Source organism: Staphylococcus sp. HMSC059F04 (assembly GCF_001812565.1).
GTDB lineage: Bacteria > Bacillota > Bacilli > Staphylococcales > Staphylococcaceae > Staphylococcus > Staphylococcus lugdunensis.
Genome location: NZ_KV809462.1, coordinates 90,832 through 115,331 on the forward strand (window position 1 = coordinate 90,832; position 24,500 = coordinate 115,331).

General features: G+C 33.8%; 20 protein-coding genes and 1 other RNA gene. 19 read left to right on the forward strand and 2 right to left on the reverse strand.

The genetic code is table 11. The features are described from left to right. Positions 1 to 238 precede the first annotated feature (238 nt). From recJ to HMPREF2864_RS00960, 9 genes are all read left to right on the forward strand, one after another. Positions 239 to 2,515: a single-stranded-DNA-specific exonuclease RecJ gene (gene recJ / locus HMPREF2864_RS00920; protein ID WP_070544761.1), complete on the forward strand. Its 2,277-nt coding sequence runs from the start codon at positions 239 to 241 to the stop codon at positions 2,513 to 2,515. A gap of 19 nt (positions 2,516 to 2,534) precedes the next feature. Then, complete coding sequence (locus tag HMPREF2864_RS00925) at positions 2,535 to 3,053, forward strand: adenine phosphoribosyltransferase (protein WP_002458930.1); 519 nt, start codon at positions 2,535 to 2,537, stop codon at positions 3,051 to 3,053. Between the two features lie 259 nt (positions 3,054 to 3,312). Further along, complete coding sequence (locus HMPREF2864_RS00930; RefSeq protein WP_002478083.1) at positions 3,313 to 5,502, forward strand: RelA/SpoT family protein; 2,190 nt, start codon at positions 3,313 to 3,315, stop codon at positions 5,500 to 5,502. 15 nt (positions 5,503 to 5,517) lie between these two features. After that, positions 5,518 to 5,970: a D-aminoacyl-tRNA deacylase gene (dtd, locus tag HMPREF2864_RS00935; protein WP_002458932.1), complete on the forward strand. Its 453-nt coding sequence runs from the start codon at positions 5,518 to 5,520 to the stop codon at positions 5,968 to 5,970. Next, positions 5,967 to 6,842 carry an N-acetylmuramoyl-L-alanine amidase gene (locus HMPREF2864_RS00940; RefSeq protein ID WP_002458933.1) on the forward strand — a complete coding sequence of 292 codons (876 nt, stop codon included), beginning with the start codon at positions 5,967 to 5,969 and terminating at the stop codon, positions 6,840 to 6,842. Before dtd ends, HMPREF2864_RS00940 begins: the two co-directional genes overlap by 4 nt. A gap of 334 nt (positions 6,843 to 7,176) precedes the next feature. After that, positions 7,177 to 8,436, forward strand: coding sequence for a histidine--tRNA ligase (gene hisS, locus HMPREF2864_RS00945; RefSeq protein ID WP_070544762.1), 1,260 nt, complete (start codon positions 7,177 to 7,179; stop codon positions 8,434 to 8,436). A 22-nt stretch (positions 8,437 to 8,458) separates the two neighbouring features. Beyond that, a complete protein-coding gene (aspS, locus tag HMPREF2864_RS00950; RefSeq protein ID WP_070544763.1) occupies positions 8,459 to 10,225 on the forward strand; it encodes an aspartate--tRNA ligase in 1,767 nt (588 codons plus the stop codon). 109 nt (positions 10,226 to 10,334) lie between these two features. Next, positions 10,335 to 10,525: non-coding RNA, 6S RNA (gene ssrS, locus HMPREF2864_RS00955), on the forward strand. A gap of 87 nt (positions 10,526 to 10,612) precedes the next feature. Next, complete coding sequence (locus tag HMPREF2864_RS00960; RefSeq protein WP_002458936.1) at positions 10,613 to 11,404, forward strand: tRNA threonylcarbamoyladenosine dehydratase; 792 nt, start codon at positions 10,613 to 10,615, stop codon at positions 11,402 to 11,404. A gap of 31 nt (positions 11,405 to 11,435) precedes the next feature. Here the strand turns inward: HMPREF2864_RS00960 and HMPREF2864_RS00965 are convergent, their stop codons facing one another. Next, complete coding sequence (locus HMPREF2864_RS00965) at positions 11,436 to 12,704, reverse strand: replication-associated recombination protein A (protein ID WP_070572090.1); 1,269 nt, start codon at positions 12,702 to 12,704, stop codon at positions 11,436 to 11,438. A gap of 83 nt (positions 12,705 to 12,787) precedes the next feature. On the opposite strand from HMPREF2864_RS00965, the gene cymR reads away from it, so the two are divergent. Further along, positions 12,788 to 13,210 carry a cysteine metabolism transcriptional regulator CymR gene (gene cymR, locus HMPREF2864_RS00970; RefSeq protein ID WP_002458938.1) on the forward strand — a complete coding sequence of 141 codons (423 nt, stop codon included), beginning with the start codon at positions 12,788 to 12,790 and terminating at the stop codon, positions 13,208 to 13,210. 109 nt (positions 13,211 to 13,319) lie between these two features. After that, the gene (locus tag HMPREF2864_RS11995; RefSeq protein ID WP_002458939.1) at positions 13,320 to 13,460 is read left to right on the forward strand and encodes an SAS049 family protein; all 141 of its coding nucleotides are present in this window, start codon (positions 13,320 to 13,322) and stop codon (positions 13,458 to 13,460) included. A 201-nt stretch (positions 13,461 to 13,661) separates the two neighbouring features. Here the strand turns inward: HMPREF2864_RS11995 and HMPREF2864_RS00975 are convergent, their stop codons facing one another. Next, positions 13,662 to 14,663 (reverse strand): LLM class flavin-dependent oxidoreductase, encoded by a 1,002-nt coding sequence (locus HMPREF2864_RS00975; RefSeq protein ID WP_002458940.1) that lies wholly within the window; start codon positions 14,661 to 14,663, stop codon positions 13,662 to 13,664. Positions 14,664 to 14,892: 229 nt separating this feature from the next. On the opposite strand from HMPREF2864_RS00975, the gene HMPREF2864_RS00980 reads away from it, so the two are divergent. The 8 genes from HMPREF2864_RS00980 (at position 14,893) to HMPREF2864_RS01015 (ending at position 24,326) form a co-directional block, all read left to right on the forward strand. Further along, positions 14,893 to 16,035 carry a cysteine desulfurase family protein gene (locus HMPREF2864_RS00980; RefSeq protein WP_002458941.1) on the forward strand — a complete coding sequence of 381 codons (1,143 nt, stop codon included), beginning with the start codon at positions 14,893 to 14,895 and terminating at the stop codon, positions 16,033 to 16,035. After that, positions 16,035 to 17,147 carry a tRNA 2-thiouridine(34) synthase MnmA gene (gene mnmA, locus HMPREF2864_RS00985; RefSeq protein ID WP_002458942.1) on the forward strand — a complete coding sequence of 371 codons (1,113 nt, stop codon included), beginning with the start codon at positions 16,035 to 16,037 and terminating at the stop codon, positions 17,145 to 17,147. The genes HMPREF2864_RS00980 and mnmA overlap by 1 nt, the downstream gene beginning before the upstream one ends. 141 nt (positions 17,148 to 17,288) lie before the next feature. Further along, entirely contained in the window at positions 17,289 to 17,960 is a 672-nt protein-coding gene (locus tag HMPREF2864_RS00990; protein ID WP_037545718.1) for a tetratricopeptide repeat protein, read from the forward strand. Position 17,961: 1 nt separating this feature from the next. Next, positions 17,962 to 20,349: an SF1B family DNA helicase RecD2 gene (locus HMPREF2864_RS00995; RefSeq protein ID WP_070544764.1), complete on the forward strand. Its 2,388-nt coding sequence runs from the start codon at positions 17,962 to 17,964 to the stop codon at positions 20,347 to 20,349. Positions 20,350 to 20,616: 267 nt separating this feature from the next. Continuing rightward, a complete protein-coding gene (gene alaS, locus HMPREF2864_RS01000) occupies positions 20,617 to 23,247 on the forward strand; it encodes an alanine--tRNA ligase (protein WP_070544765.1) in 2,631 nt (876 codons plus the stop codon). Positions 23,248 to 23,312: 65 nt separating this feature from the next. Next, positions 23,313 to 23,573 (forward strand): IreB family regulatory phosphoprotein, encoded by a 261-nt coding sequence (locus HMPREF2864_RS01005; RefSeq protein WP_002458946.1) that lies wholly within the window; start codon positions 23,313 to 23,315, stop codon positions 23,571 to 23,573. A gap of 3 nt (positions 23,574 to 23,576) precedes the next feature. Next, positions 23,577 to 24,005: a Holliday junction resolvase RuvX gene (ruvX, locus tag HMPREF2864_RS01010; protein ID WP_002458947.1), complete on the forward strand. Its 429-nt coding sequence runs from the start codon at positions 23,577 to 23,579 to the stop codon at positions 24,003 to 24,005. Positions 24,006 to 24,017: 12 nt separating this feature from the next. Next, positions 24,018 to 24,326, forward strand: a complete 309-nt coding sequence (locus HMPREF2864_RS01015; RefSeq protein ID WP_002458948.1) for a DUF1292 domain-containing protein — start codon at positions 24,018 to 24,020, stop codon at positions 24,324 to 24,326. The last annotated feature ends 174 nt before the right edge of the window (positions 24,327 to 24,500 follow it).

The window sequence follows — 24,500 nt, forward strand, 5'->3', positions numbered from 1 at the left end:
GTTCGATGATGTTTTTTATTGCTATATTACTTAAGAACAACAGATTTTTTAAAGTGCTTGGCAAAATTATGATTTTCTTTACGCTTTCTACTAACTTTATAAAAAAACGGTAGTACTTCTACAAAGAAGATTTTTATTTTACTGTAGTCAAACATCATAAAACTTAAAAAAATATATGTTGAAGCTTTTTATTTAAGCAGATTTTCGATATAATGGCTTTTGGAAATGAGGAAGGCTAATGATTAAATCAAAATATACTTGGAATCACAATGAACCAACTCAATATATAGATGAACAAATAGCAAAGAAATATAAACTTTCTCCAATTATAAAAAAAGTGTTAGAAAGTAAACATATCGTAAATAAAAAAGATATTGAAGGATTATTGAATGGGCAACAACAATTGCATGAGCCATGGCTATTAAGTGATATGACCAAAGCCATAGAACGCATTAATTTGGCAATTGATAAACACGAGCGCATTTTAATCTATGGTGATTATGACGCAGATGGTGTGACATCAACAACGATTATGGTAAAAACGCTTCAATCTTTAGGAGCAGAAGTAGGTTGGTATATTCCAAATCGTTTTTCTGAAGGTTACGGTCCGAATGAGTTAGCGTTTAAAAATGCTTATGATGAAGGTGTTTCACTTATCATTACAGTTGATAATGGTATTCAAGGACATCGTGAAATTGAAATGATTCAAGAATTAGGCGTAGATGTTATTGTTACAGATCATCACGAAATGGGAAGCACTTTACCAGATGCTTTTGCGATTGTTCACCCTATGCACCCAGAATTCGACTATCCATGTCCGAACCTTTGTGGTGCAGGGGTCGCTTATAAGGTTTCGCAAGCGCTACTAAAAAATAATGTACCGCCATATTATATTGCTCTTGCTTCAATAGGTACCATTGCCGATTTAGTATCGTTAACAGATGAGAATAGAACCATTGTAAAAACGGGGTTATCTATATTAAACGATTATCAGCCTATTCAAATTGCAGCACTATTAAATGAAGCAAACTATAACGATCCCATTGATGAAGAAACAATTGGCTTTATCATCGGTCCGAGATTAAATGCTGTTGGACGATTAGAAGACGCATCATTAGCTGCTGAATTACTTATGACAGAAGATGCTGAAGAAGCAGCATTTTTAGCAGAGCAAGTTAATCATTTTAATAACGAACGAAAAGATATTGTATCAAAAATTACAGAAGAGGCTTTGTTACTTGCCAAAGAAGAGGTGGCTAAAGGGCGTCAATTTCTGCTGTTAGCAAAAGAAAATTGGCACGAAGGTGTGTTGGGAATTGTAGCATCTAGAATTGTAGAAACATATGGATTGCCAACACTCATTCTTAATATTGATGATGAACAACATTATGCAAAAGGATCAGCTCGTAGCATTGAACAAGTTTCAATGTTTGAAATCTTAAGTGACCATCAAAATTTAATATCTAAATTTGGTGGCCATCATATGGCTGCTGGGATGACAATGCCTATCGAAAACATATCTGAATTGCGAGAAGGCTTAAATACATGGATGGCAAATTTGGCTGAGACGACATCGCTTGATCAGAAAAAACAAATAGATGTGAAAATTACAGAAGACGAGATTACCGTTAATAACATTTACGATATAGAGCGATTAAAACCATTTGGAATCGACTTTAATAAACCATTATTTGAATTAGATGATGTCAATGTTAATTCATTGAAAGCGATTGGAAAAGATAAGAATCATTTAAAAATGACAATTGGTAACTCTAATTTGGCTACACTTTATTGGAATAGCGGAAGTTTAGTCGATGAGTTAGAGCTGAACCAACCAATTAACATGATAGGTCAGTTACAAATCAATGAATGGAATGGCAATCAATCACCACAATTTATCATTCAGGATATTGCTATCAATCAACAGCAAATTTTGGATTATAGAAGTAAACGGAAACAGCTATCAATCGATTTTCATGACGAGCAATTAGCCATATTAATTCATCCACAAAAAGAAAAATTAGATCATAATTATTATCATTATGGCGAAAGTATTGATGAACATGTAAGTCGTGTCGTATTACGTGATTTACCCCTTTCATTAGCACATTTATCAGAAAGTATGAATGGTCATCAATTTTCTCAAATATATGTTGTTTTACAACATCAACATTCAATTTATTTCGAAGGTATGCCTGATAAAAAAACATTCAAAGCTTGCTTTAAAATACTGATGTCAAAACAAAAAGTAAATTTAATCAGCGATGGGATGGCATTATCGAAATTTTTGGGGATTCAGCCTAACACATTAAAATTTATGTTAAAAGTTTTTCTTGAACTGGGCTTTATTATAGATAGCAATGGTATAATATCAGTAAATCAAAATCCTAATAAACAGGATATAGAAGCAAGTCAAGTTTATCAAACGAGAAAAGCAAGAATAGAAGTTGAAAAATTAATGCTGTATGATGATTTTCAGCATTTGAAACATTGGATTATCGAGCAAATGGGTTAACTATTAGGAGGAAACAAAGATGGATTTAAAGCAATATGTATCAGAAGTACAAGATTGGCCTAAGGCAGGGGTTAGTTTTAAAGATATTACAACAATCATGGATAATGGAGAAGCATATGGTTATGCAACTGACCAAATTGTTACTTATGCCAAAGAAAGAGAAGTAGATATTGTTGTAGGTCCTGAGGCAAGAGGATTTATTATTGGTTGCCCTGTTGCCTATTCAATGGGTATAGGTTTTGCACCAGTGAGAAAAGAAGGTAAATTACCACGTGAAGTTATTCGTTATGAATATGATTTAGAATATGGCACAAATGTATTGACTATGCATAAAGATGCTATTAAACCAGGACAGCGTGTTCTAATTACAGATGATTTGCTAGCTACAGGTGGAACTATTGAAGCTGCAATAAAGCTTGTCGAAGCGTTAGGCGGAATTGTTGTTGGCATCGCTTTTATTATTGAATTAAAATATTTAAATGGTATAGAGAAAATCAAAGACTATGACGTGATGAGTCTAATTTCATATGATGAATAAGCATAGAAGTTTATTATGAGCATTCTTTGCTCAACCATATTTTAATGGGAGTAGAATACAAAGTACAAATTTGACTTTGTTTCTCTACTCCCATTTATTTATCTTTTATGATGTAGTAAAATAGAGCTATTATTTATAAAAATTTAAACCACTTTATCACAATCTACTAATTTTGGTAGAATGGAAATGTATATATATAAATTTAGAAACAGTTGGGCGAAACGACATATTATATTTTTTAAAAGTAGGGGTGCTTATCGTGAATAACGAATATCCATATAGTGCAGATGAAGTTCTATTTAAAGCCAAATCATATTTATCACCAGATGATTATCAGTATGTACTGAAAAGTTATCACCTTGCATATGAAGCACACCAAGGGCAATTTCGTAAAAATGGGTTACCATATATTATGCACCCAATTCAAGTAGCTGGTATTTTAACTGAAATGCGCCTAGATGGACCAACTATTGTTGCTGGTTTTTTACATGATGTCATAGAGGATACCGCTTATACGTTTGATGATGTCAAAGAGATGTTCAACGAAGAAATTGCACGTATTGTTGATGGTGTAACTAAACTTAAAAAGGTCAAATACCGTTCTAAAGAAGAACAACAAGCTGAAAATCACCGTAAACTATTTATAGCCATAGCTAAAGACGTACGAGTTATTTTAGTAAAATTAGCTGACAGATTACATAATATGCGTACATTAAAAGCGATGCCAAGAGACAAACAAATCAGAATATCTAAAGAAACACTTGAAATTTACGCGCCTCTTGCAGATCGTTTAGGGATTAATACGATAAAATGGGAGCTTGAAGATACGGCCTTAAGATATATTGATAGTGTTCAGTATTTCCGCATTGTCAATCTCATGAAAAAGAAACGCAGTGAACGAGAGGCTTATATTAAAAATGCTATTGATATGATTGATGCTGAAATGATAAAAATGAAAATTAAGGGCGAAATTAACGGTAGACCAAAGCACATATATAGTATTTATCGTAAAATGATGAAGCAAAAAAAACAATTTGATCAAATCTTTGATTTATTAGCAATACGTGTAATTGTTAATTCAATTAATGATTGCTATGCCATTCTAGGTCTCGTTCATACTTTATGGAAACCTATGCCAGGGCGTTTCAAAGACTATATTGCAATGCCTAAACAAAACATGTATCAATCTTTACATACTACTGTAGTTGGTCCTAACGGAGATCCATTAGAAATACAAATTCGAACCTATGAAATGCATGAAATTGCAGAACACGGTGTTGCTGCACACTGGGCATATAAAGAAGGAAAGACTGTTGACGAGAAAACACAGGATTTTCAAAATAAATTAAATTGGTTAAAAGAGCTTGCTGAAGCGGATCATACCTCTAATGATGCACAAGAATTTATGGAATCACTTAAGTACGACTTACAAAGTGACAAAGTCTATGCATTTACACCTGCCAGCGATGTTATCGAATTGCCATATGGCGCCGTACCAATTGATTTTGCTTATGCAATTCATAGTGAAGTTGGAAATAAAATGATAGGTGCCAAAGCCAATGGCAAAATTGTTCCCATCGATTATGTAATACAAACCGGCGATATCATTGAAATAAGAACAAGTAAACATTCATATGGTCCTAGTCGTGATTGGCTTAAAATCGTTAAATCTTCAAGTGCTAAAAGTAAAATCAAAAGTTTCTTTAAAAAACAAGATCGCTCTTCAAACATTGAAAAAGGTAAGTTTATGGTAGAAGCTGAAATTAAAGAACAAGGATTTCGAACAGAAGATATTTTAACAGAAAAAAATATTGCAATTGTTAATGAAAAATATAATTTTGCAAATGAAGAAGATTTATATGCGGCTGTGGGTTTTGGTGGCGTGACTGCCCTTCAAATCGTCAATAAATTGACTGAAAAACAACGTATTTTGGATAAGCAAAAGGCATTAAATCAAGCGCAAGAAGTCACTAAGACATTACCAATTAAAGAAGACATTATTACTGATAGTGGCGTTTATGTCGAAGGAATTGAAAATGTACTTATAAAGTTATCAAAATGCTGTAATCCAATCCCAGGAGATGATATTGTAGGTTATATCACAAAAGGCCACGGTATCAAAGTCCACCGTACAGACTGTCCAAACATCAAAAATGAACATGAGCGTCTGATTCACGTAGAATGGGTGAAATCAAAAGATGCTACACAGCGTTACCAAGTTGATTTAGAAGTAAATGCCTATGATAGAAATGGCTTGCTAAATGAAGTGCTACAAGCCGTAAATTCAACAAATGGTAGCTTGATAAAGGTAGCGGGACGTTCTGATGTGGATAAAAATGCCATTATTAATTTAAGCGTTATGGTAAAAAATGTAAACGAAGTATATCGAGTAGTCGATAAAATCAAATCCCTTGGTGATGTATATACTGTAACTAGAGTATGGAATTAATGGAGGCGCATATCTATGAGAATTGTGTTACAACGTGTAAAACGTGCAAGTGTCAAAAATAATAATATTCACCATTCTATAAAACAAGGCTACTGTTTGTTAGTAGGCTTTGGTAAATCATCTACAGAACAAGATATTGAAACTTTGGCAAAGAAAATCGTTAATGCAAGATTATTTGAAGATGATGCAGGAAAATTAAATTTAAATCTTCAACAAGTTGAAGGTGAAATTTTGTCGATTTCACAATTTACCTTATTCGCCGATGTTAAAAAAGGAAATCGTCCTGGCTTTTCAAACTCGATGCCTCCGGATGAAGCAAATCAACTTTATGAAAAATTTAATAAAGCATTAAATGATTATGGTATTAATGTTCAAACTGGAGAATTTGGTACTGATATGGAAGTAGAAATTATTAATGATGGACCTGTAACAATTATATATGAAAGTCAGGATGGCAAAATTTTATGAATAAAATACAATCCTGGCTATCAAAATATAAAATAAAAAATAAGCCCACTATGATTGCATTGATTTCCTTTGTATTATTTTTAATCTTGTTATTTTTATTTTTGAATCATAACGACCAAAAAAGTGATCGTATTACTGTAGTTGAAAACTCAGAATTAAGAACCGGTCCTAACGCAGCATATCCCGTTATCGAAAAGGTAGATAAGGGCGAAGGTTTTACAAAGATTAATCAAACAGGCAAATGGATTGAAGTTCAGAATCGTCAAGAAACTAAAAAAGGATGGATTGCAGGCTGGCATACGAGCTTAAATATCAAGAAAGATGTTAGTCAAAGTCAAGAACCATTAAAAGGGAAAACAATTGTACTTGACCCTGGTCATGGTGGTAGTGATCAGGGAGCTTCAAGTAGAACAAACAAAAAAAGCTTAGAAAAAAATTATACACTTAAAAGCGCATTAGAACTAAAGACCTTACTAGAAAAAGAAGGTGCACATGTTAAAATGACAAGAAGTGATGATGAATACGTAAAACTTGAGGACCGTAAAGCATCAGGTGATATATTTATGAGCATACATAACGATTCTCTTGAAAGTTCTGTGGCAAATGGCGCTACAGTTTATTGGTATAAAGATAGTCAAAGCAAGTTAGCCGAAACGCTGAATGCATCAATCCAAAAAAAGGCATTATTATCTAATAGAGGTGCCAAACAAGAAAATTATCAAGTGTTACGACAATCTAAAATACCAGCAGTGCTCTTAGAACTTGGCTATATTAGTAATCCTACAGATGAAACAATGATTAGAGACCAACATCATCGTCATATTGTACTTGAAGGTGTTGTCGATGGGCTAAAACAATATTTTGCTTCATAAACTTGCAATTTAAGCGAAAAATCGTTAATATTAAATATGAAATTTATAAACAAAACCGGTCATATTCTTGAAAGAATTAATGAAAAGGTAGCAATCATTGCGTAGAGATATAATCCTTGGCTGTAAGATTATACGGAGTAATTAATGTCTTTGAACACAAGAACAGGTGCTTTATGAAAGTAAAGCCGTCATGCGTACGTTACACGTAATGAGTGGATTGAACTGATATATTTCAATCAATTAGGGTGGCAACACGGATATTCGTCCCTTGTATAGTTTTTTACTGTACAAGGGGCGTTTAATTTTTGAAAAAATTAATAGTAGGAGTGATGATATGATTAAGATTCCTCGTGGTACACAAGATATACTGCCAGAAGAAACTGCTAAATGGCGCTATATTGAAAATAAATTAGCTCAACTTATGAAATTATATAATTATCAAGAAATAAGAACCCCTATTTTTGAAAGTACAGATTTATTTGCACGTGGTGTAGGTGACTCTACTGATGTAGTACAAAAAGAGATGTACACTTTTAAAGACAAAGGTAATAGAAGTATTACATTGCGTCCTGAAGGTACAGCAGCAGTTGTAAGATCTTATATCGAAAATAAAATGCAAGGCTTGCCTAATCAACCAGTTAAGTTATATTATAACGGACCAATGTTTAGATACGAACGTAAACAAAAGGGGCGTTATCGTCAATTTACACAATTTGGTGTTGAAGCAATAGGTGCTGAAGATCCAAGTATTGATGCTGAAGTTCTAGCAATGGTAATGCAAATATACCAATCTTTTGGTTTAAAGCATCTTAAATTAGTAATTAATAGCATTGGTGATGCAGAATCAAGAAAAGAATACAATGAAGCGCTAGTAAAACACTTTGAACCAGTTATTGATGATTTTTGTTCTGATTGTCAATCACGTTTACACACGAATCCAATGAGAATATTAGATTGTAAAGTAGACCGTGATAAAAAAGCCATTAAAACTGCACCAAAGATTACTGACTATTTAAATGATGAATCTAAGGCATATTATGAAGCTGTCAAACAATATTTAGATGATTTAAACATACCTTATGTTGAAGATTCAAACCTTGTGCGGGGCTTAGATTACTACACCCACACGGCATTTGAATTAATGATGGATAACCCTAATTATGACGGCGCGATAACAACTTTATGTGGTGGCGGTCGTTATAACGGTTTATTGCAATTATTGGACGGTCCTAATCAAACTGGTATTGGCTTTGCACTAAGTATCGAACGCTTATTATTGGCACTAGAAGAAGAAAATATCGACATCGTTGAAAATGAAACATTAGATTTATTTATTGTTACGATGGGAGACGCAGCCAATCATTTTGCAGTAAAATTACTTAATGATTGTCGTAAAAATGGCATAAGTGCTGATAAAGATTATTTAAATCGTAAAATTAAGGGTCAAATGAAACAAGCTGATCGTTTGAATGCAACTTATACAATTGTTATTGGCGACCAAGAACTTGATAATCAAATTGTAGAAGTTAAACATATGGAATCAGGCAATTCAGAAACTGTTAAATTTGAGAATTTATTAAGTTATTTTAAATAAGTAAGAGAAAGGAACATGATACATGACTAAGAGAACAACATACTGTGGCCTTGTAACAGAAGAATTATTGGGAGAAAAAATAACGTTAAAAGGATGGGTGCATAATCGCCGTGATTTAGGTGGTTTAATTTTTATTGACTTAAGAGATAGAGAGGGTATTGTTCAAATCGTATTTAACCCTGCTTTCTCACAAGAAGCACTTAATATTGCAGAAACTGTTCGTTCAGAATATGTAGTTGAAGTACAGGGACAAGTAACAAAACGTGATCCAGAAACTATAAATCCTAAAATCAAAACAGGACAAGTTGAGGTTCAAGTTTCTCATATTGAAGTAATTAATAAATCTGAAACACCACCATTTTCAATCAACGAAGAAAATCAAAATGTAGATGAAAATATACGTTTAAAATATCGCTACCTAGATTTAAGACGCACCGAATTAGCACAAACATTTAAAATGAGACATCAAATTACGCAATCAATTCGTCACTATCTTGATAATAATGGCTTTTTCGACATTGAAACACCCGTTTTAACAAAATCGACTCCTGAAGGTGCCCGTGACTATTTAGTTCCTTCTCGTGTCCACGAAGGTGAATTTTACGCTTTACCACAATCTCCACAGCTATTTAAGCAATTATTAATGATTAGTGGTTTCGATAAATATTATCAAATTGTTAAATGTTTCCGCGATGAAGACTTACGTGCTGATCGCCAACCTGAATTTACTCAAGTCGATATTGAGATGAGCTTTGTAGACCAAGAAGATGTAATGGCTATGGGCGAAGAAATGCTACGAAAAGTTGTTAAAGACGTAAAAGGTATTGATGTTGAAGGGCCATTCCCACGCATGACATACAACGAAGCTATGAGTCGTTATGGTTCTGATAAGCCTGACACTCGTTTTGATATGGAATTAATTGATGTGTCGAAACTTGGAACAGAAATGGACTTTAAGGTATTTAAAGATACAGTTAATCAAAACGGTCAAGTCAAAGCAATTGTTGCCAAAGGTGCAGCCGACAACTATACACGTAAAGATATGGATGGGTTAACTGAATTTGTTAATATATACGGTGCTAAAGGATTAGCTTGGGTCAAAGTAGTTGAGGAAGGGTTAAGTGGCCCTATTGCTCGATTCTTTGAAGATGTTAATGTAGCGACATTAACTGAGTTAACGGGGGCAGAGCCAGGAGATTTGGTTATGTTTGTGGCTGATAAACCTAATGTTGTGGCACAAAGCCTAGGTGCACTGCGTATCAAACTTGCAAAAGAGCTAGGTCTAATTGATGAAACAAAACTAAACTTCTTATGGGTAACTGATTGGCCATTACTTGAATATGACGAAGATGCAAAAAGATATGTTGCAGCACACCATCCATTCACTTCACCAAAAGAAGAAGATATTAAAAAATTAGATTCTGAACCTGAAAATGCGCAAGCCAATGCATATGATATTGTATTAAATGGCTATGAATTAGGTGGTGGTTCTATTAGAATTCATCATGGTGACTTACAAGAAAAAATGTTTGAAGTTTTAGGATTTACTAAAGAACAAGCCCAAGAACAGTTCGGCTTCTTATTAGATGCCTTTAAATATGGTGCACCGCCACATGGTGGAATAGCTCTAGGTTTGGACAGATTAGTTATGTTATTGACAAATCGAACTAACTTAAGAGATACAATTGCATTCCCTAAAACTGCATCAGCAACTTGTCTATTAACCGATGCACCTAGCGACGTGTCTGATAAACAATTACAAGAATTATCACTTAGAATTCGACATTAATAAAGAATGTTTATGTCAATCTTACAACTTTATTGCGCGTAACTTTTAACATATCGAATCGTTTTAGTTTCAAATTATCTATAATGGTGCTATGATGTAGTCATAAGATAGTCATCTGTGGTGTACGTAAGTTTGCTTTTTAATTTGGGCCTAACACTCTTTGATCAGGGAGCCTAATAGGTTTTCTTGCAGCGCACACGCCTCAATTGGAGGACTTGCAAAACAAGAAACAGGGCACCCACCTGTATATAGCAGGCCGAATGATCAAGCTATGATAACTACGGCACCTATGGACTCTATCGGTACGCAAGACTTTGTCTTGCGTATTTTATTTTGTCTTGCTTTTGGTAGAATACTGTTAAAAGTGATTTGAATAAGGAGTTAAATATGAAGCATCAATTTTCTAGAAATGAGTTAGCATATGGTAAAGAAGGTTTAGCCTTACTAAAAGAAAAAACTGTTGTCGTATTAGGTATAGGTGGTGTAGGTTCATTTGCGGCCGAAGCATTAGCTAGGACAAATATTGGTCACATTATTTTAATAGACAAAGATGATGTTGACATAACCAATGTTAATCGACAAATACATGCGCTTACTTCAACCATAGGCCAAAGTAAAGTAACGCTTATGGAAGAAAGAATTAAATTAATTAACCCTGACTGTAAAGTAACACCATTACATATGTTTTATACTGAAGAAACATATGAAGATTTATTTAACAACTATGAAATAGATTATTTTATCGATGCTAGTGATACAATTATTTATAAAGTTCATTTAATGAGAGAGTGCTTTGAGAGAGGAATCAAAGTCATATCGAGTATGGGAGCTGCAAATAAAACAGATCCAACGCGCTTTAAAATTGAAGATATATCTAAGACATACATGGATCCAATGGCTAAAATTATTAGAAATAAACTTAGAAGGCTAGGTATTAAAAAAGGCATTCCTGTTGTTTTCTCGGATGAAAGTCCAATTGTCATCCGTGAAGATGTAAAAGCAACAGTAGGTGATGCGAATGCAATTAACCGCAAAGGTCAAATGCCACCATCTTCAAATGCTTTTGTACCAAGTGTCGTTGGCCTAATTTGTGCAAGTTATGTAGTCAATGATATTTTAAAAGATGTTCCTATCACAAGAATTAAGGACAAAGGTACACAAAGTAATAATAAACATTAAACAAAAATGATGGCGTAGTGAATTAACGCCATCATTTTTGTTGTTTTAAATTATCGTAAACAGCCTTAAACTGTTGTTCAGTTTTTGAAGTTGTTTTAGGGGTATAATACTCTCTGTTTTTTAATTTATCGGGTAAATATTGTTGAGCAACATAACCATTGCCATAATTATGGGGATATTTATAGCCAATTGCTCTGCCTAATTTTTTGGCACCAGAATAATGTCCATCCTTTAAGTAATCAGGTATTTGGCCGATATTTCCAGCATTAATATCGCTTAAAGCGCTATCCACTGCCGTTATCGCTGAATTTGACTTAGGAGATAAACACAGTTCAATAACAGCTTGACTCAACGGAATACGTGCTTCTGGAAAGCCTAAGCGTTCTGCCGCTTGTATTGCTGCTAATGTCCGTTGTCCAGCACCCGGAGAAGCTAAACCAATATCTTCGTAACTAATTACAAGCAAGCGACGTACAATCGTAGGAAGATCACCAGCTGCAATAAGTCTTGCCAAATAATGTAACGCTGCATTAACATCGCTGCCTCTAATAGATTTTTGAAACGCGCTCATAACATCATAGTGCATATCCCCGTCTTTATCACTTACAAACGCACCTTTTTGGAGACAATCTTGAGCGTCGGTTAGCGTTACATGGCGCTCACCATTGTCTTCATCTGCACTTAAGACAGCGAGTTCTAACGCATTTAACGCACTTCTAACATCTCCTTGGCTTTGCGTAGAAAAATATTCAATTGCATCCTCATCAATATGAGGATGATAAGAGGCCAATCCTCTAGAATCATCTTCAATTGCTCGTATCAACGCAACTTTTATATCTTCTTCATTTAATGGATATAATTCGAAAATTTGTGCTCTAGAACGTATTGCTGGATTAATCGCATGATATGGATTTGAAGTTGTTGCACCAATAAGTACAATTTTGCCATTTTCTAAATGCGGTAATAAGAAATCTTGTTTAGCTTTATCTAATCGATGAATTTCGTCTAATAATAAGATAACTTGCCCTGACATCTTGGCTTCTTCAACAACGAGCTGCATATCCTTTTTGGTATTCGTGACAGCATTTAATTGTCTGAATTTATATGCAGTACTACCAGAAATAGCTTTAGCAATACTTGTTTTACCAATACCTGGAGGTCCATAGAAAATCATCGAAGATAAACGTTTGGTTTCTACCATACGGCGTATAATACCTCTTGGACCAACCAAGTGTTGTTGAGAAATAATTTCATCTATATTTTTAGGTCGCATTCGAGAAGCTAATGGTTCATTAGTCACAATTTTTCATCCTTTCTAATTCTATATTAACTTAAAAAATGATAGAATGGGAATATATATATCGAATTAAGTGAGGTAATGTTATGAAAATATCAACGAAAGGGAGATACGGTTTAACTTTAATGATATCTCTTGCAAAAAAAGAAGGGCAAGGCTGTGTATCATTGAAATCAATCGCTGCTGAAAACAGTTTAAGTGATTTATATCTTGAACAATTAGTAGGCCCTTTAAGAAATGCTGGTTTAATTCGAAGTGTGCGTGGTGCTAAAGGTGGCTATCAACTTAGAGTCCCAGCAGAAGAAATTACTGCTGGTGATATTATTCGCTTACTTGAAGGGCCCATCACATTTGTTGAAAGTATCGAATCCGAGCCACCTGCACAAAAACAATTGTGGTTGCGTATGCGTGATGCGGTACGAGATGTATTAGATAATACAACATTAAAATACTTAGCTGATTATGTTGAAACTGAAGCCGATTTAGATGGTTACATGTTTTACATTTAAATAGCTAAAAAATATGTTTATTTAGTTCTTAACCTGGGAAAATGTATCATAACAGCATCGAAATAACAGATATTAAAATTATTTAAAATCTGAAAGGAGCATATTATTTATGGGTTTCATGGATAAAGCAAAAGATGCAGCTAACAAATTTAAAGATAGTGATAATGAACAGGTACAAAAAGCAAAAGATAAAATTAATGAATTTACAGATGGTAATGACAACAAAGATAAAGAAGATAAAAAAGATTAATCTTTGTTGTGTCATGGTAAAGTAATCATATAGAAGAGAAATATAGCTCAAAGATGAATTTAAACAAATTCATTTTTGAGCTTATTTTTCGTATACTTCAATTTTATAACTTACTATTCTACTTATTAACTTTAAACGATAGTCCTTTCGCAGTTATTTAATTATCTATTTTCTACTGATTTGCTGCTATAAATCTTTTACTCATTTGTCAGCTTCAATAATTCGTTTTAAACGACGATATGAATCAAGTTGTTTGTCTTGATCATAAATATAACTTACCGCCATTAATTCATTAATTTCTCCATATTTCTGAATAAAATCTTCAAGTTGTTGCTTCACACTTAATTCTGAGCCAATAAGTGAATATTTTTGACGTTGCTTAACCATTTCGTACTCACGAGGCGTTAGCAAACTTTGTAAATTATCTGTTGGTGGTTGGACTGGTTGCATACGTCCACGGGTAATACTAATCATCACTTGAGCTTGAGTTGTAGACAAGTATTGAGCTTCTTCATCACTATCAGCAATAATAGCATTTAAACAGACTATGACATAAGGTTCACTAAGTACATCAGAAGGTTCAAATAATTCCTTATATATGTCTATGGCATCTTTCATTTGTTGTGGTGCAAAATGACCTGCAAAAACATAAGGTAAGCCTTTGCGTGCTGCTAAATGAGCAGAATCAGTTGAAGACCCCAATATATACAATGGTACTTGCTTATTCACAGCGGGGTAGGCTCTAACATAGTCTTGTTGATTTTCTGGTCCAAAATATTTTTGTAATTGTTCTACCTCATCAGGAAATTGATATACACCATTATGTTGATCTCTTCTTAATGCACTAGCTGTCATCATATCTGTACCTGGTGCACGACCTAATCCTAAGTCAATGCGATTAGGATATAGCGTGGCTAACGTACCAAACTGTTCTGCAACAATAAGTGGTGCGTGATTAGGTAACATAATTCCACCTGAACCTATACGCATATATGACGTATGTTCTAAAGTATGTTGTATTAGCAATGCAGTAGCAGAACTTACTAAGTTTGGCGCATTATGGTGCTCCGCAATCCAATAACGTTCATAATTTAATTTTTCAAGTTGTTGTGCAAGTGTAACCATATCAGCAAGCGCATCATTTTCATTTTGTCCTTCTCTAATAGGTACTAAATTTAATGCAGAATATTTTATCTTTTTCATAACTTTATATACCCCTTATGATAATAGTGCATAAAGTATAACAATTGTGAGAATACTTTTATATTTAGATGCTCAATTTAACACGAATTCAGTAAGTATATTATCTGTATCATTACTATTAATTAAAATGTTAAACTAATAAGTGAAAGTCATAAACAGAACTATAGAAAAATAATAGCATTGGTGCTATTATAGGAACATTGATATTATCTCAAGGAGTGTAAATTACATGGAAGTATATGCAGATTACGCGGCGACGACCCCAGTTAGACCTGAAGTTATTGATGAAATGATGAATATATATAAACAGCATTATGGTAATCCATCATCTATACATTCTGTTGGACGTGATGCACGTAAATATTTAGATCAATCACGCCAAAAAGTAGCAGAACTATTAGGTGCTAAGCGAAATGAGATTATTTTTACTAGTGGTGCAACAGAAGCTAATAATACTGCTATTAAGGGGTTAGTATATGCAAATGAGCATATCGGTAATCATATTATAACTACAAAGATTGAACATCACTCTGTACTACATGTTTTTGAACAACTTGAGCGTGAAGGCTATGACGTCACATATTTAGATGTAGATGATACTGGTCAAGTTGATTTAGATCAGCTAGAAGAATCACTTACTGATGATACCATTCTCGTGTCTATTATGTTTGTAAACAATGAAGTAGGAACAGTTCAACCTATATATGAAATAGAAACAATTGTAGCTGAGAGTAATGCATTGTTACATGTTGATGCTGTCCAAGCAATTGGGCATTTAGAAATTAATTTTCATGATTTTAAAATCGACACAATGAGTATTACTGGCCATAAATTCGGCGGACCAAAAGGTGTGGGTGTGCTGCTTGTTAAAGAAAATACGCCAATACAATTTTCACAATTAGGCGGAGAACAAGAAATGAAACGTCGTGCCGGAACTGAAAACGTACCACAAATTGTTGGTTTTACAAAAGCATTAGAATTAGCAAATAATGCTTTAAATGAAAATAACGTCAAATTAATGCAATTAAAAGAATTATTTTTAGTTAGCTTACAGGAACGTGCTATTCCTTTTGAGTTAAATGGTTCAATGACAGAAACAACGGGTCATATTTTAAATTTATATTTTCCATTTATAGATGTTGAAACGATGCTAACTTTATTAGATTTAGCAAATATCTATGTTTCGTCAGGATCCGCTTGTACTGCAGGATCAACCGAACCATCTCACGTGTTATCTGCCATGTATGAGGATGAAGAACGTTCAAAACATTCAATAAGATTTAGTTTCAGTGAGTTAACTACAGAACATGAAATCAAATATATCGTAGCGGAAATTCATAAAATTTATCATAAGTTTAAGGAGGAATCATAGTGTCTAATAAAGATATTCGCGTTGTCGTTGGCATGTCAGGCGGTGTTGATAGCTCGGTTACCGCATATTTATTAAAAGAACAAGGTTATGACGTTATAGGTATTTTCATGAAAAATTGGGATGACACTGATGAAAATGGCGTATGTACAGCTACAGAAGATTATAATGATGTTATTGCTGTATGTAATCAAATTGGCATTCCTTATTATGCTGTAAATTTTGAAGAAGAATATTGGAATAAAGTATTTACTTATTTTTTAGATGAATATAAAAAAGGACGTACACCAAATCCTGATGTGATGTGTAATAAAGAAATAAAATTTAAGGCCTTTTTAGAACACGCACTTAAACTTGGTGCTGATTATGTAGCAACTGGTCATTATGCTCGCCTTAAACGTTATGACGACGGTCACGTTGAAATGCTACGTGGCGTTGACAATAATAAAGATCAAACATATTTTTTAAATCAATTATCACAGCAACAATTATCCAAAGTCATGTTTCCTATTGGAGATATAGAGAAAAAAGAAGTACGTCGAATAGCGGAAGAACAAGGGCTAGCTACAGCAAAGAAAAAAGATTCTACAGGCATTTGTTTTATTGGTGAAAGAAACTTCAAATCATTTCTATCACAATATTTACCTGCTCAAGCCGGCGATATGCGAACACTTGATGGTAAAAAAATGGGCGTGCACAGTGGTTTGATGTATTATACGATAGGACAACGTCATGGTTTAGGTATTGGTGGAGATGGTGATCCTTGGTTTGTTGTTGGCAAAAATTTAGTAGACAACGTATTATACGTTGAACAAGGTTTCCATCACGATGCATTATATAGTGATTATTTAATAGCATCAGATTATTCATTCGTCAATCCAGTAGATTTAGAACGCGGATTTAACTGCACTGCTAAATTTAGATATCGTCAACAAGATACGGAGGTATCAGTTGAACGCGTCGATGATCACTCGATAAAAGTGACTTTTAAAGAACCAGTTCGAGCGATTACTCCTGGTCAATCAGTTGTATTCTATGATGGTGAAATCTGTTTAGGTGGCGCAACGATTGATGATGTTTACAAAACTTCTGGGCAATTAAGCTATGTCGTTTAATTACTTTTAAATAAACTTTACTGTTGTTAATTAGAGTTGATATTCAACCGTTTATTCACAAGTGCTATTTAGAATAAGCGGTTGTTTTTATTTATTAACAGTTTGGACATGATATAATGATGAATGAAATGAGGTATTCTAGTGACTGAACAAGAACAAATATATCAATACATACAAAAAGGGCAGAGAGATAAAGCCCTGAAAGCATTATTTAATAACATAGAAGAAAATCCAAACGTGATTGAAAATTACATTAATGCTGGCATTATTCTGGCTGATATTGGAGAAATCGTACAGGCTGAAAAGTTTTTTCAACGTGCATTAACAATTGATGATACAAACGGTGCAATTTATTATAATTTAGCAAATGTTTATTATAATCAAGGTCGTTTCAATGAAGCCATCAAACTCTATCAAAAATCATTAAAATATCACATGGATATGGTTGATTGTAATTATATGATAGGTATGGCATTCAACCAATTAGAAGCATTTAAAGAAGCATTGCCATATTTAATGACTGCAGCTGAAAAAGATGAAAATAGGGATAGTGAAATTCAATTTCAATACGGACTTGTATTATGTCAATTAGAAATGTTTGAACAAGCTATTCAACAACTTAAATACGTCTTACAACTTGACTCATCACATACTGACGCATTATACAACTTAGGATTAGCGATATATATGGAGACTGAAGACATAGATACAGCTATTTCGTATTTTGAGCGGGCAATTGCCATTGATCCTAAACATTTATTAAGTCAGCACGCAAAAGCCACTTTTTTATCTATGAAGAACAAGGAGGATTAATATGGATAACCCTACACTATTTGAACCAACGATGTTAAAGGGCACCGTCGAAGTTATTTTGTTCCAAAATCAAGATAATTTCTATACTGTACTTAAAGTTGATACCATTGAATCTAATGAATCGTTCGATACGATGCCAACGGTTGTAGGGTTTTTCCCAAATATTGTTGAAGGCGACGTATACACCTTTAAAGGACAGGTTGTTGCGCATCCAAAATATGGCAAACAACTAAAAGCTGATACATTTGAAAAAGAATTACCACAAACGAAAGATGCTATTATTACCTACTTATCAAGTGATTTATTTAAAGGTATTGGTAAAAAGACAGCACAAAATATTGTTAATACTTTGGGAGAAAATGCAATAAATGATATTTTAGCTCATCCAGACATATTAACAAAAGTTTCAAATCTTTCTAAAAAGAAACAAGAGCAAATTGCACAACAAATAGCAGCCAATCAAGAATCAGAAAAAATCATGATACACTTACATGATTTAGGATTTGGCCCTAAACTATCAATGGCAATCTATCAGTTTTATCAAAGTGAAACAATAAACGTCGTTGATAATAACCCGTATAAACTTGTATATGATATTAAAGGAATTGGATTTAATAAAGCTGATACATTAGCACGTAATATCGGCATCGACTTTAATGACCCAGAACGATTAAAAGCTGGCATATTATTCACACTAGAGGAAGAATGTATTAAACAAGGGCATACTTATTTACCTGCTGAAACAATTCTTAAATCAGCACAAACAATGTTAAGTACGCAAGGGGATGAAATAATTGAAATACATCAACTTGAAGAAATGTTGCAAATTTTAATGGAAGAAGATAAGTTGATTCTTGATCAACAAAAAATTGCCATCCCCAGTCTTTACTACTCAGAATTAAAAAGCGTACAAAACTTATATCGTATATTAACTCATACCCATAAATTAAATGAACTTGAGCAATCTGATTTACAGTTGCATATTGGAGAGATAGAAGATAGCAATGAAGTACATTATGCTGCATCACAAAAAGAGGCTTTACAAACAGCTATAAACTCAAAAATCATGTTATTAACTGGCGGACCTGGAACTGGTAAGACAACTGTCATTAAAGGTATTGTAGAGTTATACGCTGAAATTCATGGACTTTCTTTAGATTATGCGGATTACACTGATGATGATTTCCCAGTAGTATTAGCAGCTCCTACAGGCAGAGCATCGAAACGTTTACAAGAAGCTACTGGCTTAGAGGCAATGACCATCCACCGACTTATAGGATGGAATCAAGATACACAACCAGAAGACATTTTAGATAATGAAATTAAAGCAAAATTAATTATCATAGATGAAATGTCTATGGTTGACACTTGGTTATTTCATCAGTTTTTAAATGCGGTACCTTTAGATGCCCAAATTGTATTTGTTGGAGATGAAGACCAACTGCCTTCTGTTGGGCCTGGACAAGTATTTAAGGACTTAATCCAGTCTAAAAAAATACCACGTGTCAATTTAACTGAAGTCTACCGACAACAAGATGGTTCAAGTATTATTGAATTAGCTCACCACATGAAACAAAACGAATCCATAGATATTACAAAACGTTATCATGATAGAAGCTTCATTAATTGTAGTGCAGAACAAATTCCTGACGTTGTTAAGAAAGTAGTATCCAGTGCAGTTAGTAAAGGATATGACATGAGTGATATTCAAGTACTTGCTCCCATGTATAAAGGAAGTGCAGGTATTAAACGTTTAAATCAAATTCTGCAAACAATTTTAAATCCTAAAGAACCAGACGCCCGTGAAATTGAATTTGGTGATGCTGCATTCCGCAAAGGCGATAAAGTATTACAGTTAGTAAATCGTCCTAATGACAATATTTTTAATGGAGATATTGGTATTATTGTTGGCATTTTTTGGGCAAAAGAAAATGCTTTAAATAAAGATGTTATTATCGTCGATTTTGACGGTAATGAAATTACATTTACACGACAAGACTTAATTGAATTAACGCATGCATATTGCACTTCGATTCATAAGTCCCAAGGTTCAGAATTCCCAATCGTTATTATGCCCGTAGTGAAACAATATTTTAGAATGTTACAAAAACCTATTCTTTATACTGGTTTGACTAGAGCTAAACAATCTTTAGTATTACTAGGGGATCCACAAGCCTTTGACATTGGCCTTAAAACAAATGGTCAAGTTAGAATGACGCAATTATATGATTTATTAGAAGCATATTTTGGACACGAAACGCAGAATTCTACTGATGATAATATCATAGCTAAACATAAAAAAGTTACATTATCAGCAGCGACAATTTATCAAATAGATCCGATGATCAACATGAATCAAATGACGCCATATGACTTTATTGAACGTTGACAATTTAGACAACACAACTTAAAATAAAATGTGAATAAACATGAAGATGAGTAAGCAAATGAGTATTCAAAGAGATGTGCTGGTTGGTGTAAAGTACAATACAGTTTGCTGAACGCTACTTTGTGCTAATATGGATAAGACAATGAAGTGATAAAGTGGAATCAATAGTGATTCGTATCTTTATAACTAGGGTGGTACCGCGAAAACGTTCGTCCCTTGTGGATGAACGTTTTTAATTGTGACTAAGAATTTGAGGAGTGAAACCCAATGAAAAATTTAAAAGCTAGTGAAATAAGACAAATGTATATTGATTTCTTTGTAGAAAAAGGACATATGGTTGAACCATCTGCACCTTTAGTTCCTATTGATGATAATTCATTACTATGGATAAATTCAGGTGTAGCAACATTAAAAAAATATTTTGATGGCCGAGAAACACCAAAAAAACCTAGAATCGTAAATTCGCAAAAAGCGATTAGAACGAATGATATTGAAAATGTTGGTTTTACAGCACGTCATCATACATTCTTTGAAATGCTAGGTAACTTTTCTATTGGGGACTATTTCAAAAAAGAAGCTATTGAATTTGCTTGGGAATTTTTAACAAGTGACAAATGGATGGCAATGGAACCAGACAAACTGTATGTAACCATTCATCCCGAAGATACAGAAGCATATCATTTATGGCATAACGATATCGGCTTAGAAGAAAGTCGCATTATACGTATCGAAGGTAATTTTTGGGATATTGGAGAAGGACCATCAGGACCAAACACAGAAATCTTTTATGACCGTGGTGAAGCATTTGGCAAGAACGACCCTGCTGAAGAAATGTATCCTGGTGGTGAAAATGAACGTTATTTAGAAGTATGGAACCTTGTGTTTAGTGAATTTAATCATAATAAAGATCATACTTATACGCCATTACCAAATAAAAACATTGATACTGGCATGGGCCTAGAACGCATGGCTTCTGTAGCACAAAATGTGCGTACAAATTATGAGACAGACTTGTTCATGCCTATCATTGAAGAAGTTGAAAAAGTTTCCGGCAAGAAATATCTTGAAATACCGGAACAAGATGTGGCGTTTAAAGTCATTGCTGATCACATTAGAACAATCGCATTTGCAATTTCAGATGGTGCTTTGCCGGCAAATGAAGGACGTGGCTATGTTTTACGTCGTTTGTTACGTAGAGCTGTACGTTTTAGCCAAACATTAGATATTCAAGAACCATTTATGTACAAGCTCGTTGATATTGTTGCAGATATCATGGAACCTTATTATCCAAATGTTAAAGAAAAAGCTGATTTCATTAAACGGGTCATTAAATCAGAAGAAGAACGATTCCACGAAACATTACAAGAAGGGCTATCAATTTTAGATCAACTGATTGCTAAAGCAAAACTGACGACAAAAGAAATTAATGGTTCAGATGCATTTAAATTATATGACACATATGGTTTCCCAATCGAATTAACTGAAGAAATAGCTACACAAGAAGGCATCACTGTTGATATGGAAACATTTGAAAATGAAATGCAACAACAACGTGACCGTGCTAGACAGGCACGCCAAAATTCACAATCAATGCAAATTCAAAGCGAAGTGCTTAAAAACATAACTACAAAAAGCAAATTTGTTGGATATGAAACGACTGATTATCAAACTGAGATTACAGATCTTATCTACAATGGCCAAGCTGTTAGTCATGCAGAAGCTGGAGACATCATTTATTTTGTTTTAAAAGAAACGCCATTTTATGCGGTCAGTGGTGGTCAAGTTGCAGATCATGGTACAGTTGGTAACGACAATTTTGAAATTGCTGTTGAAGAAGTAACGAAAGCACCAAATGGTCAAAACTTGCATAAAGGAACCGTTCAATTTGGTCATGTAACTGTTAATAGTCATGTTGATGCAAACGTTAATAAAGATGAACGACGAGATATTCAAAAGAACCATAGTGCAACACACTTACTGCATGCCGCTCTGAAAGAAGTATTAGGCGATCATGTTAACCAAGCAGGCTCTCTCGTTGAAAGTGAACGTTTACGCTTCGACTTCTCACACTTTGGTCCAATGACAAATGAAGAAATCGAACACGTTGAGCGACGTGTTAACGAAGAAATATGGCGTGGTATTTCCGTAAATATTCAAGAAATGCCAATTGCTGAAGCTAAAGAGATGGGTGCAATGGCTTTATTTGGTGAAAAATATGGCGATGTAGTTAGAGTTGTAAATATGGCACCATTTTCTTTGGAACTTTGTGGTGGTATTCATGTTCAAAACACATCTGAAATCGGCTTATTTAAAATTATTAGCGAATCAGGTACTGGTGCAGGCGTCAGACGAATTGAGGCCTTAACAGGTAGAGCAGCATTCTTGTATCTAGAAGGCATTCAGCATAAATTTAATCAAACTAAAACATATTTAAAAGTCAAATCCGATGATCAAGTTATGGAAAAAGTCGTTCAGCTTCAAGAAGAAGTGAAACATGTAAATAAACAATTAGAACAACGTAATAAAGAAATTACAACATTAAAAATGGGTAATATTGAAGACCAAGTTGAAGAAATCAATGGTTTTAAAGTATTAGCTACACAAGTAGATATTGCTAATCCAAAAGCAATCAGAGAAACAATGGATGATTTTAAATCTAAATTACAAGACACAATTATCATATTAATAAGTGAAGTTGAAGGCAAAGTTTCATTGATAGCTACAGTACCAAAAGCTGATACCAGCAAAATTAAAGCTGGCGATATCATTAAAAATATGGCTCCTATTGTTGGTGGCAAAGGTGGTGGCCGTCCGGATATGGCACAAGGTGGCGGTACACAACCTGAAAATATCACAGAATCTTTACGCTTTATTAAAGATTACATTAAAAAACTATAACTATATACCTTTCTAGTGTAATATAAAATATGTAAGTTAAATCGTAGATAGAGGAGTGTCAATCAATGGAAAATTTTGATAAAACAATGAAATTTGATTATGAAGAAATTCCTAAAGAGAATGTCAGATCTGTGTTAAGCAACGTGCATCGTACATTAGAAGAGCGTGGATATAATGCTGTAAACCAAATTGTTGGTTATTTATTATCTGGTGATCCTGCTTATATACCACGTCAAAATGAAGCTAGAAACCAAATACGACATGTGGATAGAGATGTCATTATGGAAGAACTTGTCTCATACTATCTTAAAGAGAAAAATAATTAATATATGCTCCAGCATAAAATATTAGGATTAGATGTAGGAAGCAAGACTGTAGGCATTGCAATTAGCGATTTAATGGGCTGGACAGCTCAGGGATTAGACACTCTACGCATCAATGAAGAACAAGAAGAATATGGTATTGAACAACTCACTAATATTATTAAGTCCAATAACGTTGACACAATTGTTATTGGTTTACCAAAAAATATGAATAATTCTATAGGGTTTCGTGGAGAAGCTTCCATACACTATAAAGAATTAATTCTTGAAGCGATGCCTGATATGAAAGTTATTATGTGGGATGAACGACTAAGCACAATGGCAGCAGAACGTTCATTGTTAGAGGCCGATGTTTCTAGACAAAAAAGAAAAAAAGTAATAGATAAGATGGCCGCAGTTTTTATACTTCAAGGCTATTTAGACTCTATCCAATAAAGGAGAATTTAAATGACTGAACATAATCACGACACTGAATTAGAACTTAATAACGAAGAAGAACTTTTAACATTATATGATGAAGATGGCAATGAAGTACTTTATCGCAAAATATTAGAATTTTATCATCCAGAATTCAAAAAAGAATATGTTATTTTGTCTGAAGAAGGTGCACAATCTGATGATGATGACATGATTGAATTAATCCCAATGATAAATCAACCAGACGAATCAGGAGATGGCGGTAAATTGATTCCTATCGAAACAGATGAAGAATGGGATATGATTGAAGAAGTAGTCAATACTGAAATTGATGAATAAAATACAACTTTGAATTTATATTAATAAAAACATTAGATATATGATTTAATTACTGAGTCAAAATCACAGAAAATTTTTCTCTGTGCATGAAAATTTAAAGTAATTAGCGTAATGATTTGTTTTGTGGGGCGGAAGATAAAGTCGAATTTGGCTTTATCCCGCTCCTTTTTAAGA